Here is a 17,429-nt window from a genome sequence, read left to right as displayed (position 1 = left end):
AATGTGGGAGCGGGCTTGCTCGCGAATGCTATCTCACCGGCAACTCAATTCTCTCAGACTCACCCGGCACCGTCGGCCAATCCCCGGCTGCCCAGCGCTGCCTGGCCTGCTCGATCACCGCCGGATCACTCGCCACAAAATTCCAGTTGATTCGCCGTGGCCCGTCCAACGGTGCACCGCCAAACACCACCAGGTGGCAGTCGCTTTCGGCAAACAGGGTCATTTCCCGCCCGATCGGCAATACCACCAGGCTGTGCACGTCCAGTGCCTCACCGTCCAATTGCACATCACCCTCCAGCACATACACCGCCCGTTCCTCGTGCTCGTCCGGGATCAGCAAGGTGGTAGCCGTCTGCATCTGCACATCGGCGTACAACGTGGGCGAAAGCACCGGCACCGGTGATTTGAGGCAGAACCCACTGCCGGCGATCAGGCGGATCTGCACACCCAGGTTGTCGCTGACCGGCAAGCTCGCTGCCGGGTGATGGCTGTAGTGTCCCGGGCCGGTTTCGTGGTCCTTGGGGGAGGCCAGCCACACTTGCAGGCCGTGCAGGCTGAAACCGCTGGCCTTGACCGCCTCGGGTGTCCGCTCGACGTGGGCGATGGCGCTGCCAGCGGTCATCCAGCTGACATCGCCGGCCTGCACCACTTGGTCCGAGCCCAGGCTGTCCTTGTGTTGCAGCGTGCCTTCAAACAGGTAGGTGAGGGTCGACAGCCCGATATGCGGATGCTGGCGGATATTCATGCCGCTGCCCGGCGCGTAGCGGGTGAGCAACATATGGTCGAAAAACACGAAGGGACCGACGCTGCGGCATTCCCGCGAGGGCAGCGGGCGCAGGATCGGCTGGCCCTCGACATCTTCGGGGCGAGGGCGGATCACGGTGAGGGTGGTCATGGGGCGTCCCTGTCTGAGCGGGTTAGAGGCCTCTTGAGCATAACCCGCTCGACGCCAGGTTGCTGCTACTGGCTGAAGGCGCCTTCCGACAGTTGGGTTTCGATGCTGACGTCGGCGGTGGTCATCAGCTTATGGATCGGGCAACGGTCGGCTACGCGGTGCAGTTCGTCGCGCTGCTCGTCAGTGAGCACGCCCTTGAGGGTCAGCTTGACGTTGAGCTTGTATTTGCCCTTTTGTTCTTCGCTGCTGTCATGGGTCACCTCGACAGTCACGCCGGTCAGCGGGATATCTTTTTTCTGCGCGTAGAGCTTGACCGTCAGGGCCTTGCACGAGGCCAGCGCCGCGTCGAAGTAGTCGTGAGGGGAGGGCGCCGAATCGTCGCCGCCCAGGCTCTTGGGCAGGTCGGTGAACAGCTCGTGGTTATTGATGTTCACGCTGTGGCGGAAGTTGTCGTGGTTCAGGGTGTTGACGGTAACAGGCATGGTGAACCTCACAGGGCGGCAGGAGAAAGGGTCATGAAGGTATAGAGCATGCTGGCACTGGGGTGTTCCACGTTTTTTTGCGGATGAACCCTGGCTGGGCACCCAAGGTCTACTCGTAGCCCCCCTTATCGAGGTTTTACCGTGCCCTGGACCCGCCTGATCCTTGCCCTGTTGCTCGCCACCAGCAGCCTTGTGGTGCAGGCCCGCGACTATGCCTACAGCGATGCGCACCTGCATTACGTGGACTTCTTCCAGGAAACCGCGGGCATGGACAAGCTGCTCAAGGCGATGGCTGACAACCGCATCGAGCACGTGATGATTTCCGGCATCCCCGTCGCAAAAAAATGGCACGAAGACGAACCCAAGCGCCCACGCTATTACGCCGGTGACGACGCCGACGCCTACTGGTACAGCGCCACCGACGTGATCGTCGCCGCCGCGCTCAACAAACTGCCCCCGGAGCAGCGCCAGCACTTTCATCCCTTTCTGTCTGGCTTCAACCCCAACGACAAGAACTCGGTCGCCCATATCCAGCGTATGCTCGACCTCAATCCAGGACTGTGGCAGGGCATCGGTGAAGTCTTCACCCGCCATGACGACCTCACGGCTATCACCGCCGGTGACACTCCGCGCGCGAATAACGAAGCCATGACCCGCATCTATCACCTGGCAGCAGAAAACGATCTGCCGGTGATGCTGCATTCCAACATCACCTCCAAGCGTGAGCGCAACCCGCTGTACCTGGCCGAGGTAGAAGAGCCACTGCGCAATCACCCGCACACCCGTTTTATCTGGGCTCATGCCGGCACCAGCAAGGAAATCCACCGTCATCAGGTACAGATGGACTTTTTGCTGCCGACCTTGAACCGTCTGCTGGAGGCTTATCCGAACCTCTACATCGACCTGTCCTGGAGCATGCTCACGCCGTATTTGCTGGATGACGCCGGTCAGCCACGCCCGGAGTGGGTCAAGCTGGTGGAGCGCTTCCCTACGCGCTTTATGCTGGGCTCGGACGTCGTAGGGCGCTTCAATAAACTGGGTAAGGAAATGCGCCGCTTTGATCCTTTTCTGGATGCTTTGCCGGAAGACATCGCCCGCAACGTCGCGCGGGACAACTTCCTGGCGATCCTGCCTGAAACTGCTCGCGATGGTGTGCGACGTTGATATCGCGTTTTCGTCTTACGCAAAGAGGCTAAGGCGCCGATACCTTTCAAGAGCTGGCTGCAAATGGATGCAGCGCACTTGGAAGGAGCCAAGGCATGAGTATCAGAAGTCTGAATATCGCCCCGCGTGCAGGTTTGGGGTTTGGCCTGTTGGCGTTGATGGTTTTCGCTTTGGGCGGCTTCGCCCTGTTGCAGATGGCCAATATGCGCCAGCAATCGGACCAGGTGGAAAACAACTGGCTGCCCAGCGTGATGGCCGTGGGCGAGATGAGCCAGGACCTGCTGCGGGTGCGTGCGCTGACCCTGCGCTTGCTGGTCAACCGTGACCCGCAGGCGCTGGCGCAGAATGAACAGAAGCTGGCCGACCTCAAAAGTGGCCTGCACCACGCCCAAACCCTCTATGAGGCGCTGATAGTCCTGCCCGAGGAGCATGCGCTGTTTGATCGCTTCAAGGCCCAGGAGCAGCAATACCTGCAGCGCCAGGAGCAGGTCATGGGGTTTTCCAAGGCCAATCAGTTGGAAGACGCGATCAAAGTGGTCAACGGTGAGATGAACCAGTTGGCCGACGAAATGGCCGGCACCTTGCACGATCTGGTCGAGTTGAACAAAACCAACGCCAACCACGCGGCCAATCTCGCGCAAAGCGTGTTCAGCCAGTCCCGTAGCTGGGTGGTCGGCATGATTGGGCTGACGGCGCTGATCACCATCGGCCTGGCCGTATGGCTGACCCGCAGCATTGTGCTGCCCCTGGCCCAGTCGCTGAAAGTCGCCCAGAGTGTGGCCAGTGGCGACCTGACCGGTGAGATCAGCGTCAGTGGCAACGATGAGCCGGCGCGCTTGCAGCAGGCACTCAAGGGCATGCAGGCGAACCTGCGTGACACGATCCGGCGCATTGCCGAGTCTTCGAACCAGCTGGCGTCCGCCTCAGAGGAACTCAGTTGTGTGACCGAAGACGCCACCCGTGGCTTGCACCAGCAAAACCAGGAAATCGAGCAGGCGGCGACAGCGGTCAACCAGATGACGGCGGCGGTGGAAGAGGTGGCGAGCAATGCGGTGGCCACCTCCCAGGCGTCCCGTGAGTCCGACCGTATTGCCCAGCATGGGCGCCAGCAAGTGCATCAGACTGTGGTGTCGATTGAGGCGCTGGCCACCGATGTGACCGACAACGTGACCCAGGTCGAGGATTTGGCGCAGAAGGTCTACGGGATCAGTAAGGTGCTGGATGTGATCCGCGCGATTGCCGAGCAGACCAACCTGCTGGCGCTGAACGCGGCGATCGAGGCGGCACGCGCCGGGGATGCCGGGCGAGGTTTTGCGGTGGTGGCCGACGAGGTGCGCGCCCTGGCCCATCGCACCCAGCAGTCGACCCAGGAAATCGAGCTGATGATCAGCGGCATTCAGCAAGGCACCGACCAGGCGGTCAGCTCCATGCAGCAAAGCAACAGTCGCGCACGTTCGACCCTGGACATCGCCAAGTCGGCGGGCACGGCGCTGGAGGACATCGCCTCGGCCTTTACCCTGATCAATGAGCGCAACCTGGTGATTGCCAGTGCCTCTGAGCAGCAGGCGGCGGTGGCGCGGGAGGTGGATCGCAACTTGATGAACATTCGTGATCTGGCGCACCAGACGTCTACCGGGGCGAATCAGACCAGTGCGGCGAGCCAGGAGCTGTCGCGGTTGGCGGTGGATTTGAACACCATGGTGGCGCGGTTTTCGGTGTAGTGCGCAAGGTCTCGTTGGGCCGATCGCAGGCAAGCCAGCTCCCACACTGACCGCGTTCCTTCAGGATGTACTCGGTCACTGTGGGAGCTGGCTTGCCTGCGATGCAGACGACTCGGTTTTGAATGCTGTCACCCATAAAAAAGCCCCGAACCAGTCGGGGCTTTTTCATGCGTTCAAGCGACAGGTCTTACTTGCCCTGCCAGCGTTTCAGCACCAGGGTGGCGTTAGTGCCACCAAAGCCGAAGCTGTTGCTCATCACGGTGTCGATTTTTGCGTTCTCGACGGTCTTGGTCAGGATCGGCATATCTGCCACCACCGGATCGATCTCGTCGATGTTGGCCGAGCCGGCCATGAAGTTGCCTTCCATCATCAGCAGGCAGTAGATCGCTTCGTGAACGCCAGCGGCGCCCAGGGAGTGACCCGACAGGCTCTTGGTGGAGCTGATGGCCGGCGCCTTGTCGCCGAATACCGCACGCACGCCTTCCATTTCCTTGGCGTCGCCGACCGGAGTCGAGGTGCCGTGGGTGTTCAGGTAGTCGATTGGGGTATCCACGGTGGACATTGCCATCTGCATGCAGCGGATGGCGCCTTCACCGCTCGGTGCAACCATGTCGTAGCCGTCGGAAGTGGCGCCGTAGCCGACGATTTCCGCGTAGATCTTGGCGCCACGGGCCAGCGCGTGTTCCAGCTCCTCGACCACCACCATGCCGCCGCCGCCGGCGATGACAAAACCGTCACGCTTGGCGTCGTAGGCGCGGGAGGCCTTTTCCGGGGTTTCGTTGTACTGGGTGGACAGTGCGCCCATGGCGTCGAACAGGAACGACTGGCTCCAATGTTCTTCTTCACCGCCGCCAGCGAATACGATGTCCTGCTTGCCCAGTTGGATCTGCTCAACCGCAGTACCGATGCAGTGAGCACTGGTGGCACACGCGGAGGAGATCGAGTAGTTCACACCCTTGATCTGGAACGGCGTGGCCAGGCAGGCCGAAACGGTGCTGCCCATGGTCCGTGTGACACGGTACGGGCCAACGCGCTTCACGCCTTTTTCGCGCAGGATATCCAGCGCTTCCATCTGGTTCAGGGTCGATGCGCCGCCGGAACCGGCGATCAGGCCGGTGCGTACGTTCGATACCTGGTCATCGGTCAGGCCGGAGTCGGCGATCGCGTCTTTCATCGCCAGGTAGGCGTAGGCGGCAGCGTGGCCGACGAAGCGGTAGATCTTGCGATCGATCAGTTCTTCGAGGGGCAGGTCGATGGAGCCGGAAACCTGGCTACGCAGACCCATTTCGGCATATTCCGGGTTGAAGCGGATGCCAGGGCGACTTGCACGCAGGTTAGCGGTGACGGTCTCTTTGTCATTGCCCAGGCAAGAAACGATGCCCAGACCAGTGATAACGACGCGGCGCATGCGGATAACCCTTAAAAGTTGTCAGTGGAAGTGAATACGCCGACCCGAAGGCCTTCGGCAGTATAGATCTCGCGACCGTCGACAGTCACCGAACCGTCGGCGATGGCCAGGTTCAGCTTGCCCTTGAGGACGCGCTTGATTTGAATGTTGTAGGTGACTTTCTTGGCGCTCGGCAGAACCTGGCCAAAGAACTTCACTTCGCCCGAACCCAGGGCGCGACCGCGGCCCGGCAGGCCTTGCCAGCCCAGGTAGAAACCGACCAGCTGCCACATGGCGTCGAGGCCCAGGCAGCCTGGCATCACAGGGTCACCTTCGAAGTGGCAGGCGAAGAACCAGAGGTTCGGGGTGATATCCAGCTCGGCGACCAATTCACCTTTGCCGTACTTGCCACCCTCTTCGCTGATATGGGTGATGCGATCCACCATCAGCATGTTCGGGGCGGGCAGTTGCGCGTTACCTGGGCCGAACAGCTCACCGCGACTGCAGCGCAGCAGGTCTTCCCGAGTAAAGGCGTTTTGTTTGGTCATGCGAGCTCCTCAATAATCCCATGCGGCAGGGTAGGGCAAATCTTCCCGAACCGACTGAAGCGTTACGCCTCATTCCGGCAGCCTACACATAGACTATTGCGTTGTAGTGAAAGTCACAGCGTCAAGGCACTGAATGTACACTTGTTCACTGAAATTTTAAACCGGGCCTGTTTATCGGCCCGTTCGGGTGCCTAAGACTGCCGCACTTTCGTCTTTGATGCCAGTCGGAGTTGGCTGATGGCGCGGCGCTATTGCACCCAGCGCTGCAGGATTTGCTGCAAATCCGTGCGTTTGAACGGCTTGGCCAGGTAATCGTTCATTCCGGCGGCCAGGCAGGCTTCGCGGTCGCCCTGCAAGGCGTTGGCCGTCAAGGCGATGATGGGCAGGTCGGCGCAGCCGGGCAGCTGACGGATCTGCCGGGTGGCTTCGTAACCGTCGATCAGCGGCAAGCGACAGTCCATCAGGATCGCCGTGAAAATCAGGCTCTCGGCGCTGCGGATCGCTTCGGCGCCGTCGGTGGCCAGGCTCACTTCAAAGCCCAGGCTGCGCAGCATGGCCTCCACCACGGTGCGATTGACCGGGTTGTCCTCCACCAGCAACACATGCCGGCCATCCCCCGCACTGCCTTTGCCATCGGCGTCCAGCGCGATGGTGGGGGAGCTGTGCTGGTCGATCGCCAGCGGAATTTCCAGGGTAAACACCGAGCCCCGGCCTTCTTCGCTCTGGGCGCGCAGCGTGCCGCCCATGCGTTCGGCCAGCGTGCGGGCGATCGGCAAGCCCAGCCCGGTGCCGCCGTAACGTCTTGAAATGGAACTGTCGGCCTGCTGGAACGCATCGAACATCAGCTCCAGGCGTTCCGCGGAAATCCCGATGCCGCTGTCGCGCACGGTGCAGGTGAACCACACCAGTTCGTGGTCCAGGGTCTGCCACTGGGGTTCGACCGTGACGGTGCCGTGCTCGGTGAACTTCAGCGCGTTGCCGATCAGGTTCACCAGGATTTGGCGGATGCGCGTCGGGTCACCCTGCACGCGCAACGACGCCATGCCCGCCGGAATCGGCAGTTCCAGGGCCAGCCCGCGCTGCTGGGCGCTGTGCTGGAACGCCTGGGCACAGCTGCTGATCAGGTCGGCGAGGTTGAACGGAATATGTTCCAGCTCCAGTGCGGCACGCTCGATGCGGGAGAAGTCGAGGATGTCGTTGATCACTTTGAGCAGATGCTCGGTGGACTCGGAGGCCAGTGCCGCGTATTCGGTCTGCTCCTCGGTCATCTCGGTGGTTTCCAGCAACTGCAACATGCCCAGCACGCCGTTCATCGGCGTGCGCAGTTCGTGGCTCATCATCGCCAGGAAGTCCGACTTGGCATTGTTCGCCCGTTCCGCTTCTTCGCGGGTCTGGATCAGTTGCGCCATGGCCTGTTGCTGCTCGCGGCTGGCCTGGTTGAGGCCCTCGGCCAGGTTGTTGATATGCCGCGACAGGTCGCCCAGCTCCGAGTCATCCACAATCGGCAGGGGCGTCTGGTAATCCCCTTGCTGGATCGCCTTCACCGCGTGGCCCATGGCGCTGATCGGCTGCGACAGGCTGGCCGCCAGGCGCCGGGCGAGCAGGAAGGTAAACAGCAGGGCGAACAGCGCCAGGATGCCGGCCTTGAACAGGATCTCCTGCTGGCGCTGGCTGAAGGCGTCGTTGGACATGCCGACGATCACGCGGCCCAGGTAGTCCGCACGGGGCGCCTTGGGTTCGTTCAGGTTGTCCTGGAAGAAGTCATTGCCCAATTGGATGTGCTGCAGGCGAATCGGCGCCTGGAAGACTTTGACCGACAACGAGCGGTCATGCTTCTCCGACGGCTGTTCGACGTACACCAGGATGTTCTCGGTGCTGTCCTGGATCTCCAGGAAACGCACGTGGGGCGTGGCCAGCGTGGCGCGCAGCAGGCTGTCGAGCACATCATTGTTGCCGGAAATCACTCCGTATTCGGTGGCCGGCGCCAGCTGGTTGGCGATCAGTTGGCCGGTGTGGTCCAGTTCCTGGCGCAGGTCCTGGATACGCACGAAGGTGAAGAAGCTGATCAACAGCAACGTCAGCAACAGCGCCGGGCCCAGGGTGATGAGCTGGGTGCGGGTGTTGATGTCCCAACGACGACGCAAGGTCATGGGCGTTTTTCTCCTTCGGCCAAGCGGGCGGCGACGGCGACTTCATCCACCTGTTCGATGCCCAGTGAGCGCGCGACTTGCGGGTTGCCCACGACTTTGAAGTGTTCCGGGTACAAGGTGCGTGGCCAGTTGGCGGGCGGGTGGTCCAGCAAGCGGTCGAGCACGGCCAGCCAATCCGCCTGGTCGCTGTAGGTGCTGGCCAGGCTGCCGGCCCGCACAAACCCTGCGTTGGGCCCCACCAGCGGCAATTGTTGGGCGTAGCTGCTGAGCAGCAGGTTCTTCGCGGTTTTCGGGTTGTACAGCTGCGGGTCATCGAGGCCCAGCAGCACGTCGCTGCTCTTGAACAGGGTTTGCAACGGCCGACTGTCGCTGATGTTGTCCCAGCGCTGCGGCACGATTTCCAGCCCTTTGGGCGTTGCGTACTGGCGCAGTTCTGGCAGCAGGAATTCACTGTCGGTGCCGTAGAGCACGCCGATGCGCCGGGCCTGGGGCAGGATGTTGGCGATCAGGTTCAACTGGCGCTCCAGCGGCGGGTCGCTCCACAGCAGGCTGATCTTGGCCGGGTGGGCGGTGCCCAGGCGTTGCCGGGCTTGCAGGCGGCTGATGCGCAGCACCAGGGTCGGCGGGCCCTGGGTGTCTTGCAGGCGCCAGTCGAGGCCGGGCAAGTCCAGCAGGATCAAGCGCGTAGTGGCGGGCAGTTGGTTCGGCGCGGGCAGGTCCTTGAGCGCGGTGAATGTGACGTGGTCTTCGGGGCGCTGCTGGGCGAGGGCCTGGGCAAAGGCCTGGACCCCGGCACTGTCTTCGGCGGCGGTCAGCAGGATGTCGGCGCTCCAGGCCGGTGCCGTCAGAAGCAGGCACGCCAGCAGCAGGCCGCGTCGCCACAGGCGTGAAACAAAGAGGAGGGTCATCCGTGACTGATCGCCCATGTCAGAACTCTAACTCCGCGCTGAAGTAGAGCACATGGCGATGGTCGTAATTGTTGTCGGCCCAGGTGGTGGGCTGGTTATCGAGGCGTTCTTGCAACATGCCGGCCAGCTCCACGTTGGCTTTGCCCAGGGCAATGCGCTTGGCCACCCGCAGGTCGACCCGTTCGAAGCGATACTGATTGAGTGCATCGTCGCCATAGTAGAACAGCGCGCTGGACCAGCCCTGGCCCCATTCCCGCAACCAACCGGCCGAGCCACTGTTGCGCGCTGTCTGCAGCTTGTCCAGTGGGTTGCTGGCGGTGGTGTCGACGTAAGCATAGGTCAGGCGCAGGCGGTCGGCGTTGCTCATGCGCCAGTCGAACTGGGTTTCAGCGCCGGTAAAGCGTGAGCTGTTGGCATTGCTGGCAATGTACTGGTTGTTGCGCAGGGGCGAGCTGATCATGTCGGTGATTTCGTCATAGAACAGCTTCACGTCCACATTCAGCCCGAGGTCGGCGAAGAACCCGTTGTAACCTAATTCCCGCGAACGCATCAGCTCTTTATCGAGGTTGCCGGGGCCGCGTGTCACTACAAAATATTGCCCGGAATTCTGCCCGTAGGCCGGCGAGCTGAGGTTGGTGACACGGTAGCTCCAGTTGACGTTGTTCTCGAACATGTCCGGCGAGCGGATAGCTTCGGAATACACCGCGCGCAGGCCATGGCGCGGGTTGATCAAGTAGTTGACCGCCACCCTCGGCGTCAGCGAGTTGCCGCTCAAGTGGGTGTCTTCGTACATCGCGCCGCCTTGCAGCAGCCAGTGTTCGCTGGCCCGCCATTCCAGGTGGGCGAACAGGCGCCAGGTGGTGTCGTCGAGGGTGCCATTGAAGTAGGTGTCGGAGTCGGCGCGGTCGTAGCGGTAGTTCATGCCGCTGACCAGGCGCAGGCTGTCGGACAGGCTGAGGGTGTCCTGCACCTCGATGTCGTAGCGGCTTTCGCGGGTGCTCTGGTCGATGTCACCGCACACGCTCTGGCTGGCGCCGTTGCGCCACTGGTCCAGGACCTGATTTGCCAGGGCCTGCTCGGCAGCACTGCCCGGTGGCGCAGAACCCTGGCTGTAGGTGTCCATGTGCCGGGCCAATTGTTCGGCGTAGTTGGGGTTGAGCTGCCACAGGCGGGTCAGCTCCGGGCTGAACGACACTTTGGCGTCGCAGGCTTTCCACACCTGCTGGCGATCCCACTGCTGCGCCGAACCCTGGATATACAGGCTGTGCTCCGGGTTGAAGTCGAAATTCCAGCGCAGGGAGCCGGCGTAGTCCTTGGCCGTCACGTCGGAATTGGTGCCGCCTTCGGTAATCCCGGCGAAGACCGGTGTGTAGGTGTAGGGGCGCTGGTTGGTGCCTTCCTTCGCGTCCAGTTGCCAGTCGATGCTCTGCTGGGCGTTCAGCGTCTGGCTCACTGCCAGGCTGAAGCGGCTGAGGCGGCGACTGTCGCGGCGGTCGGCGCCGGTGGCATCGCTGTCAAAACCATCGTCCTGCTGGCCCGACAGGGACAGGCGCAAATCACCGGTTTCCCAGCCCACACCCTGGCTGGCGTAGAAGTCGTTGATCCCGCGCTCGCCACGGATAACCTTGACCCGCGTGCCCTGGCTGTTGGCCGGCGAACGCGTGAGGATGTTGACCACCGCCATCAACGCATTGGCGCCATAGCTGACGGTGTTGGGGCCACGGAACACTTCGATGCGCTCGATATCCTCCATGGCCACCGGAATATCGCTCCAGTCCACGGTTGCCAAACCGGCGCGGTACACCGAGCGCCCGTCGATCAGCACCTGCATGCGTCGGGCATCACTGGCACTGGTGCCGTGGTAGTTCACCGCCGCCTGGTTGCCGGTGGTGTAGCCGACCATCATCCCCGGCACCAGGCGCAGCAGTTCGCTGATATCCCGTGCGCCGCTGGCCTTGATCAGCTCGCTGTCGATCACGGTCATGCTGCCCGGCACGGCGGCGGCCGATTGTTTCAGGCGGGTAGCGGTCAGCACTTGCGGCAGCGGCTGGCTGTCCAGGAACAGGTCATCAGCCAGCGCAGGTGCACTGCACAACAGCATCAACAACACAGATGAGCGGGGAGGAGGGCCCAAATACACGGCACGGCCTTGATAATTACGGATAGCCGCCCATGTTAACCGAGGCGGGGCCTTTTGCCAGTCGCCGCCCTTGCATTTACTTCACACAGGCATGGCATTTTCCGACAAGCGCGTGAATTGACACGGGGGCTGGCCGCAAGCGGGTCGCCCCGTATAATGCCGCCATCGCCACTGGTATGGATTAACGGATTGCATATGACTGAACAGCGCCCTATTGCGGTCCTGGGAGGCGGAAGTTTTGGTACCGCCGTGGCTAACCTGCTGGCTGAGAACGGCCACGCGGTACGCCAGTGGATGCGTGATCCCGAGCAGGCCGAGGCCATTCGCGTCCACCGGGAAAACCCCCGTTACCTTAAAGGCATCAAGGTGCACCCGGCCGTTGAGCCGGTTACCGACTTGCTCGAAACCCTCACCGCCTGCGACCTGTGCTTTGTGGCGCTGCCTTCCAGCGCCTTGCGCTCGGTGCTGGCGCCCCATGCCGAGCGCCTGGCGGGCAAGCTGCTGGTCAGCCTGACCAAGGGCATCGAGGCGCAGACCTTCAAGCTGATGAGCGAGATCCTCGAAGAGATCGCCCCCAAGGCGCGCATCGGCGTGCTGTCCGGGCCGAACCTGGCGCGGGAAGTGGCCGAGCACGCGCTGACCGCCACGGTCATCGCCAGTGAAGACGAGGCCCTATGCGAGCGCGTCCAGGCCGTGCTGCATGGCCGCACCTTTCGTGTCTACGCCAGCAGCGACCGCTTTGGCGTCGAACTGGGCGGTGCGCTGAAAAACGTCTACGCAATCATTGCCGGCATGGCCGTCGCCCTCGGCATGGGCGAAAACACCAAGAGCATGCTGATCACCCGCGCCCTGGCCGAGATGACGCGCTTTGCGGTGAACCAGGGTGCCAACCCGATGACTTTCCTGGGGTTGGCCGGCGTGGGCGACTTGATCGTGACCTGTTCCTCGCCCAAGAGCCGTAACTATCAGGTCGGCTTCGCGCTCGGCCAGGGCCTGAGCCTGGAAGACGCGGTGACGCGCCTGGGCGAAGTGGCCGAAGGGGTCAACACCCTCAAGGTCCTGAAGGCCAAGGCCCAGGAAGTTGGGGTGTACATGCCGCTGGTCGCCGGGTTGCACGCGATCCTGTTTGAAGGGCGCACCTTGAACCAGGTCATCGAGCTGCTGATGCGGGCCGAGCCGAAAACCGATGTCGACTTTATTTCCACCAGTGGTTTCAACTGAGGAACGCGCCATGAACGACCCGAAAGACGCCCCTAAATACGAGTCCATCCTGCTGCGCATTCTATGGATGCTGGTGTTTGCCCTGGTGTGGCAAGTCGCGCAATTCCTGCTGGGTGCGCTGGTGGTGGTGCAACTGATTTATCGCCTGGTCTACAGCGCGCCCAACCTGGGCTTGATGAACTTTGGCGACAGCCTCAGCCAGTTCCTCGCGCAGATCGGCCGTTTCGGCAGCTTCCATACCGAGCAGAAACCTTGGCCGTTCGCCGATTGGCCGACCCCACGCGCACCTGAAGGCGAAGCTGCTCACAGCGTGCCGCCTGCGCCGCACCCGGCCCGCGATGAAGAGCCAAAACTGTGAAGCTGTGGATCTTGCGTCACGGTGAGGCCGAAGGGCACGCCCGTACCGACGCCGAACGCAACCTCACCGAGCATGGCCGTGGCGAAGTCTTGCGCAGCGCTGCGCACCTGATCGGCCAGCCCATCGCCGTCATCATCGCCAGCCCGTATGTGCGGGCGCAGCAGACCGCACATTTAGTGCGCGATGCGTTGGGTTTCGAACCGGAGATCCGCACGGTGCCGTGGCTGACCCCCGAAGGTAACCCGTTGCAGGTGCTGGAAAAACTCGACACCGATGACAATGTGCTGCTGGTCAGCCACCAGCCCCTGGTGGGTAGCCTGATCAGCTTTTTGCAGCACGGCCACCAACGCCAGCCGCAACCGATGCACACCGCCAGCCTGGCGGAACTGGAGGGCGACTTTCCGCTGGCGGGGCTGATGAGCCTGGTTAGCGTAAAGAATCCGTAGGAACGATCGCCGCTTTTTGTGTGCTATATAGTCAACCAAGCAAGTGCTTGGTTGGCTATCATCGGAACACAAAGGAGCGCGTCCCATGCCTGTCGCTTTTCGTTTGCCGTTGCAGGTCTTCTTCGAACGTGAAGCGCGGCACCCGCGCAAAACCTTTCTCGTGCAGCCCGTTGGCGGCGGGGAGGTGCAAACCCTCACCTGGGAAGAGGTCGGCCAGCAAGCCCGTCGCGCCGCCCACTGGCTGCGCGCCCGAGAGCTGCCCCAGGGCTCGCACATCGCCCTGATTTCCAAAAACTGCGCCCACTGGATCATCGCCGACCTGGCGATCTGGATGGCTGGGCACGTCTCGGTGCCGCTGTACCCCAACCTCACCGCCGACTCGGTGGCCCATGTGCTCACCCATTCCGAGGCGGCGCTGGCGCTGATCGGCAAGCTCGACGATTGGCCTGCCATGGCGCCCGGTATTCCACACGGTTTGCCGACCATCAGCCTGCCGTTGTGCCCGGCTGGCACTTTCGATTTCACTTGGGCCGACTTGCAAAAGTGTTCGCCCATCCAGGACAACCCCGCGCCTGACGCCTCCAGCCTCGCCACCATCATCTATACCTCCGGCACCACGGGCTTGCCCAAAGGCGTGATGCAAACCTTCGGCGCATTGGGTTTTGCCGCCACCCGCGGTACCGAATTATTCGGCCTGGGGGAGGGCGACCGGCTGTTGTCCTACCTGCCGCTGTGCCATGTGGCAGAGCGGATGTTTGTGGAAATGGCCGCGATCTATACCGGGCAAACGGTGTTTTTCGCCGAAAGCCTCGACACCTTCCTGGCCGACCTGCGCCGGGCGCGCCCGACCGCGTTGTTCGGCGTGCCGCGCATCTGGACCAAGTTCCAGATGGGCGTTTACGCCAAGGTCCCGGAAAAGCGCCTGGAAACCCTGCTGCGCCTGCCTTTTATCGGCAAGCGCGTCGGCCATAAGGTGTTGGCGGGCCTGGGGCTGGATGCGTTGCGCATTGCCCTGTCCGGCGCCGCGCCCGTGCCCGAGGCGTTGCTGCGCTGGTATCAGCGCCTGGGGCTGGACGTGTTGGAGGTGTACGGCATGACTGAAGCCTGCGGATATTCCCATGTGTCGCGCCCGGGCCTGCAGACCCTTGGCTGGATCGGCCAGCCATGCCCTGGCGTTGAGGTGCGCATCGACCCGTCGGGCGAGGTGCAGGTGCGCAGCGGCGCAACGATGCTGGGGTACTTCAAGGACCCGCAGAAAACCGCTGAAACCCTCACTGACGATGGCTACCTGCGCACCGGCGACAAGGGCGAGCAGGACGCCGAGGGCCGCCTGCGCCTGACCGGGCGCCTCAAGGAAATCTTCAAGACCAGCAAGGGCAAGTACGTGGCCCCGGCGCCGATTGAAAACCGCCTGGCCGAACATGCCCGCATCGAACAAGTGTGCGTGGTGGGGGATGGCCTGATTGCCCCGATGGGGTTGTGCGTGCTGTCGGCCGTTGGCCAGGCGGAGGCTCGTGAAGTGCTGCAGGGCGCCCTTGAGCGCTGGCTGGAACAAGTCAACCAGACGTTGGACAAGCATGAACGTCTGCGGCACCTGGTGGTGGTCAACGACAATTGGGCGGTGGAAAACGGTTTTATGACCCCTACGTTGAAGATCAAGCGCAGCGTGATCGAGGCGACTTACGGTGAACAATTACCGACTTGGAGCGAGCGTTCCGAAACCGTTCTGTGGCAGGATTAGGGCCATCATAAAACCAAAAAGGATTGACCCATGAGTTTGTGGCGCACCCAACCCAACATCGAACAACTCAATGCCATCCAGAAAAACACCATCGGTGAATTGCTGGATATCCGTTTTGAAAGTTTTGATGAAGAGTCCCTGACCGCCAGCATGGTGGTCGATCACCGTACCCACCAGCCCTATGGTCTGCTGCACGGCGGCGCCTCGGTGGTGCTGGCTGAAAGCGTCGGCTCCATGGCGGCCTACCTGTGCATCGACCCCAAAAAATTCTATTGCGTGGGTCTGGAGGTCAATGCCAACCACCTGCGGGGTGTGCGCAGCGGGCGGGTGACGGCGGTGGCGCGAGCGATCCATATCGGCCGTACGACTCAGGTCTGGGACATCCGCCTGACCAGCGATGAGGGCAAGGCCAGCTGCGTTTCACGCCTGACCATGGCCGTGGTGCCGCTGGGCGAACAACCGCCGGCGCGATAGGCATGGCGTGAGTGTCATCATTCCTGGCAGTTACAGTCATTGCTGTGCTGCCCGGGGCTGGTGACAATTCATTTCTGTTTTTGTAGATGGATCCCGTATGTCGCAGCACGTGTTTTTTGCCCACGCCAATGGTTTCCCTTCGGCCACCTACGGCAAGTTGTTTGCTGCCCTGGCTCCGGAATACGCGGTGGCTCACTTGCCGCAGCACGGTCACGACCCCAGGTTCCCGGTGGACGACAACTGGCAGAACCTGGTGGACGAACTGATCCACCACTTGGAGCTGCAACCTGAACCCGTGTGGGGCGTTGGTCATTCCTTGGGCGGCGTGCTGCATTTGCACGCGGCCATGCGTTGCCCGCAGTTGTATCGCGGCGTGGTAATGCTGGATTCGCCGGTGTTGACCCGGGCCGATCGCTGGGTGATTCGCGCGGCCAAACGCTTTGGTTTTATCGACCGCCTGACACCGGCTGGACGCACCCTGGGCCGTCGTGAAGAGTTCACTGACCTGGCTTGCGCGCGCAGCTATTTCGCCGGTAAAACCCTGTTTCGCGGGTTCGACCCCGAATGCTTCGACGCCTACCTGCAACATGGCTTGCAACAGGTCGGTGATCGCCTGCGCCTGCGCTTTGACCCGGCCACTGAAATCAGCATCTACCGCGGTGTGCCTCACACCAGCCCCGGCCAGGTGCGCCAATTAAAGGTGCCGCTGGCGGTGGTGCGCGGTCGCCAGAGCCGAGTGGTGATGCGCCACCATGCCAGCGGTGTCGACCGCCTGCCCATGGGTGAGATGCTCACCATGCCCGGTGGCCACATGTTCCCGCTTGAGCGTCCACAGGACACCGCCACCTTGATCAAGAACCTGTTCTCCCGCTGGGAAGCCCGTGAGCGCAGTTGCGCATGAGCACGCCGGTCGAGGAAGTCCGCCTGAGCCTGCCGCATATCGAGCTGGCGGCACACTTGTTTGGTCCCGAAGACGGTTTGCCGGTCATCGCCCTGCATGGCTGGCTGGACAACGCCAATAGCTTTGCGCGCCTGGCGCCAAAACTGACCGGATTGCGCATCGTCGCCCTGGACATGGCCGGCCACGGGCATTCGGCGCATCGTCCTGCTGGGTCAGGTTATGCGTTGTGGGATTACGTCCACGATGTGCTGCAAGTCGCCGAACAGCTGGGTTGGAAACGTTTTGCATTACTTGGCCATTCCCTCGGCGCCATCGTTTCCCTGGTGCTGGCCGGTGCCTTGCCGGAGCGGGTGACGCACTTGGGATTGATCGACGGTGTGATCCCGCCAACCGCCAGTGGCGAGAACGCCGCCGAGCGCTTGGGCATGGCCTTGCAGGCGCAATTGAGCCTGCAGGACAAACGCAAACCGGTGTACGGCAGCCTCGACCGTGCCGTGGAAGCGCGCATGAAAGGGGTGGTGGCGGTCAGTCGCGAAGCCGCCGAACTGCTGGCCCAGCGTGGTTTGATGCCGGTGCCGGGGGGATACACCTGGCGTTCCGACAGCCGTTTGACGCTGGCCTCTCCGATGCGTCTGACGGATGAGCAGGCGATGGCTTTCGTGCGACGCGTCGGTTGCCCCACGCAGTTGGTGGTTGCCGCTGACGGCATGTTGGCGAAACATCCCGAATTGCTTTCTCAGCTACCCTTCACCGTGACCACGCTGCCAGGCGGCCATCATTTGCACCTGAATGACGAGCCCGGTGCGATCCTTGTTGCAGACTGTTTCAATCGGTTCTTCTCCACGCCTTGACTTGGCGGGGTCAACTGCCGAGGCTGGGCGGATTGAAAGGGA

16 protein-coding genes are annotated in these 17,429 nt (G+C 62.3%); 9 read left to right on the top strand and 7 right to left on the bottom strand.

Annotation, left to right across the window (positions count from 1 at the left end; translation table 11 throughout):
* Positions 1 to 28: 28 nt before the first annotated feature.
* The gene (locus M2394_RS17195; RefSeq protein WP_259173250.1) at positions 29 to 895 is read right to left on the bottom strand and encodes a pirin family protein; all 867 of its coding nucleotides are present in this window, start codon (positions 893 to 895) and stop codon (positions 29 to 31) included.
* 65 nt (positions 896 to 960) lie between these two features.
* The gene (locus M2394_RS17190; protein WP_259173249.1) at positions 961 to 1,377 is read right to left on the bottom strand and encodes an OsmC family protein; all 417 of its coding nucleotides are present in this window, start codon (positions 1,375 to 1,377) and stop codon (positions 961 to 963) included.
* Between the two features lie 141 nt (positions 1,378 to 1,518).
* On the opposite strand from M2394_RS17190, the gene M2394_RS17185 reads away from it, so the two are divergent.
* A complete protein-coding gene (locus tag M2394_RS17185) occupies positions 1,519 to 2,541 on the top strand; it encodes an amidohydrolase family protein (RefSeq protein WP_259173248.1) in 1,023 nt (340 codons plus the stop codon).
* Between the two features lie 95 nt (positions 2,542 to 2,636).
* Complete coding sequence (locus M2394_RS17180) at positions 2,637 to 4,262, top strand: methyl-accepting chemotaxis protein (protein WP_259173247.1); 1,626 nt, start codon at positions 2,637 to 2,639, stop codon at positions 4,260 to 4,262.
* Between the two features lie 187 nt (positions 4,263 to 4,449).
* Here M2394_RS17180 and fabB read toward each other — a convergent pair whose 3' ends face one another.
* The 5 genes from fabB to M2394_RS17155 form a co-directional block, all read right to left on the bottom strand.
* Positions 4,450 to 5,670 carry a beta-ketoacyl-ACP synthase I gene (fabB, locus tag M2394_RS17175; RefSeq protein WP_178921937.1) on the bottom strand — a complete coding sequence of 407 codons (1,221 nt, stop codon included), beginning with the start codon at positions 5,668 to 5,670 and terminating at the stop codon, positions 4,450 to 4,452.
* An 11-nt stretch (positions 5,671 to 5,681) separates the two neighbouring features.
* Positions 5,682 to 6,197: a 3-hydroxyacyl-[acyl-carrier-protein] dehydratase FabA gene (gene fabA, locus M2394_RS17170; RefSeq protein ID WP_178921935.1), complete on the bottom strand. Its 516-nt coding sequence runs from the start codon at positions 6,195 to 6,197 to the stop codon at positions 5,682 to 5,684.
* Between the two features lie 248 nt (positions 6,198 to 6,445).
* Entirely contained in the window at positions 6,446 to 8,347 is a 1,902-nt protein-coding gene (locus M2394_RS17165) for an ATP-binding protein (protein WP_178921933.1), read from the bottom strand.
* Entirely contained in the window at positions 8,344 to 9,273 is a 930-nt protein-coding gene (locus M2394_RS17160) for an ABC transporter substrate-binding protein (protein ID WP_178921931.1), read from the bottom strand. Before M2394_RS17160 ends, M2394_RS17165 begins: the two co-directional genes overlap by 4 nt.
* 1 nt (position 9,274) lies before the next feature.
* Positions 9,275 to 11,395: a TonB-dependent receptor plug domain-containing protein gene (locus M2394_RS17155; RefSeq protein WP_372339918.1), complete on the bottom strand. Its 2,121-nt coding sequence runs from the start codon at positions 11,393 to 11,395 to the stop codon at positions 9,275 to 9,277.
* A gap of 195 nt (positions 11,396 to 11,590) precedes the next feature.
* Here M2394_RS17155 and M2394_RS17150 point away from each other — a divergent pair, with 195 nt between their 5' ends.
* The 7 genes from M2394_RS17150 (at position 11,591) to M2394_RS17120 (ending at position 17,387) form a co-directional block, all read left to right on the top strand.
* Positions 11,591 to 12,616, top strand: a complete 1,026-nt coding sequence (locus M2394_RS17150) for an NAD(P)H-dependent glycerol-3-phosphate dehydrogenase (RefSeq protein ID WP_178921927.1) — start codon at positions 11,591 to 11,593, stop codon at positions 12,614 to 12,616.
* Positions 12,617 to 12,626: 10 nt separating this feature from the next.
* Positions 12,627 to 12,974, top strand: coding sequence for a DUF4389 domain-containing protein (locus M2394_RS17145; protein ID WP_176996478.1), 348 nt, complete (start codon positions 12,627 to 12,629; stop codon positions 12,972 to 12,974).
* Entirely contained in the window at positions 12,971 to 13,420 is a 450-nt protein-coding gene (sixA, locus tag M2394_RS17140) for a phosphohistidine phosphatase SixA (protein ID WP_259173246.1), read from the top strand. The genes M2394_RS17145 and sixA overlap by 4 nt, the downstream gene beginning before the upstream one ends.
* An 85-nt stretch (positions 13,421 to 13,505) precedes the next feature.
* Positions 13,506 to 15,161, top strand: a complete 1,656-nt coding sequence (locus tag M2394_RS17135; RefSeq protein WP_259173244.1) for an AMP-binding protein — start codon at positions 13,506 to 13,508, stop codon at positions 15,159 to 15,161.
* A gap of 30 nt (positions 15,162 to 15,191) precedes the next feature.
* Entirely contained in the window at positions 15,192 to 15,635 is a 444-nt protein-coding gene (locus M2394_RS17130) for a hotdog fold thioesterase (RefSeq protein WP_176996475.1), read from the top strand.
* A 97-nt stretch (positions 15,636 to 15,732) separates the two neighbouring features.
* A complete protein-coding gene (locus M2394_RS17125; RefSeq protein ID WP_178921921.1) occupies positions 15,733 to 16,536 on the top strand; it encodes an alpha/beta fold hydrolase in 804 nt (267 codons plus the stop codon).
* A complete protein-coding gene (locus M2394_RS17120; RefSeq protein WP_259173243.1) occupies positions 16,533 to 17,387 on the top strand; it encodes an alpha/beta hydrolase in 855 nt (284 codons plus the stop codon). Before M2394_RS17125 ends, M2394_RS17120 begins: the two co-directional genes overlap by 4 nt.
* Positions 17,388 to 17,429 lie beyond the last annotated feature (42 nt).

This window comes from Pseudomonas sp. BIGb0164 (assembly GCF_024810135.1).
Lineage (GTDB): Bacteria > Pseudomonadota > Gammaproteobacteria > Pseudomonadales > Pseudomonadaceae > Aquipseudomonas.
The sequence above is the reverse complement of the archived record's forward strand: the minus strand, read 5'-3'. Positions and strand labels throughout refer to the sequence as shown.

Excerpts from the sequence above, each read along its gene's own strand:
- M2394_RS17195 (WP_259173250.1), bottom strand. The coding sequence starts at position 895 with ATGACCACCCTCACCGTGATCCGCCCTCGCCCCGAAGATGTCGAGGGC.
- M2394_RS17190 (WP_259173249.1), bottom strand. The coding sequence starts at position 1,377 with ATGCCTGTTACCGTCAACACCCTGAACCACGACAACTTCCGCCACAGC.
- M2394_RS17180 (WP_259173247.1), top strand. The coding sequence starts at position 2,637 with ATGAGTATCAGAAGTCTGAATATCGCCCCGCGTGCAGGTTTGGGGTTT.
- fabB (WP_178921937.1), bottom strand. The coding sequence starts at position 5,670 with ATGCGCCGCGTCGTTATCACTGGTCTGGGCATCGTTTCTTGCCTGGGC.
- fabA (WP_178921935.1), bottom strand. The coding sequence starts at position 6,197 with ATGACCAAACAAAACGCCTTTACTCGGGAAGACCTGCTGCGCTGCAGT.
- M2394_RS17165 (WP_178921933.1), bottom strand. The coding sequence starts at position 8,347 with ATGACCTTGCGTCGTCGTTGGGACATCAACACCCGCACCCAGCTCATC.
- M2394_RS17160 (WP_178921931.1), bottom strand. The coding sequence starts at position 9,273 with ATGGGCGATCAGTCACGGATGACCCTCCTCTTTGTTTCACGCCTGTGG.
- M2394_RS17150 (WP_178921927.1), top strand. The coding sequence starts at position 11,591 with ATGACTGAACAGCGCCCTATTGCGGTCCTGGGAGGCGGAAGTTTTGGT.
- M2394_RS17145 (WP_176996478.1), top strand. The coding sequence starts at position 12,627 with ATGAACGACCCGAAAGACGCCCCTAAATACGAGTCCATCCTGCTGCGC.
- M2394_RS17135 (WP_259173244.1), top strand. The coding sequence starts at position 13,506 with ATGCCTGTCGCTTTTCGTTTGCCGTTGCAGGTCTTCTTCGAACGTGAA.
- M2394_RS17130 (WP_176996475.1), top strand. The coding sequence starts at position 15,192 with ATGAGTTTGTGGCGCACCCAACCCAACATCGAACAACTCAATGCCATC.
- M2394_RS17125 (WP_178921921.1), top strand. The coding sequence starts at position 15,733 with ATGTCGCAGCACGTGTTTTTTGCCCACGCCAATGGTTTCCCTTCGGCC.
- M2394_RS17120 (WP_259173243.1), top strand. The coding sequence starts at position 16,533 with ATGAGCACGCCGGTCGAGGAAGTCCGCCTGAGCCTGCCGCATATCGAG.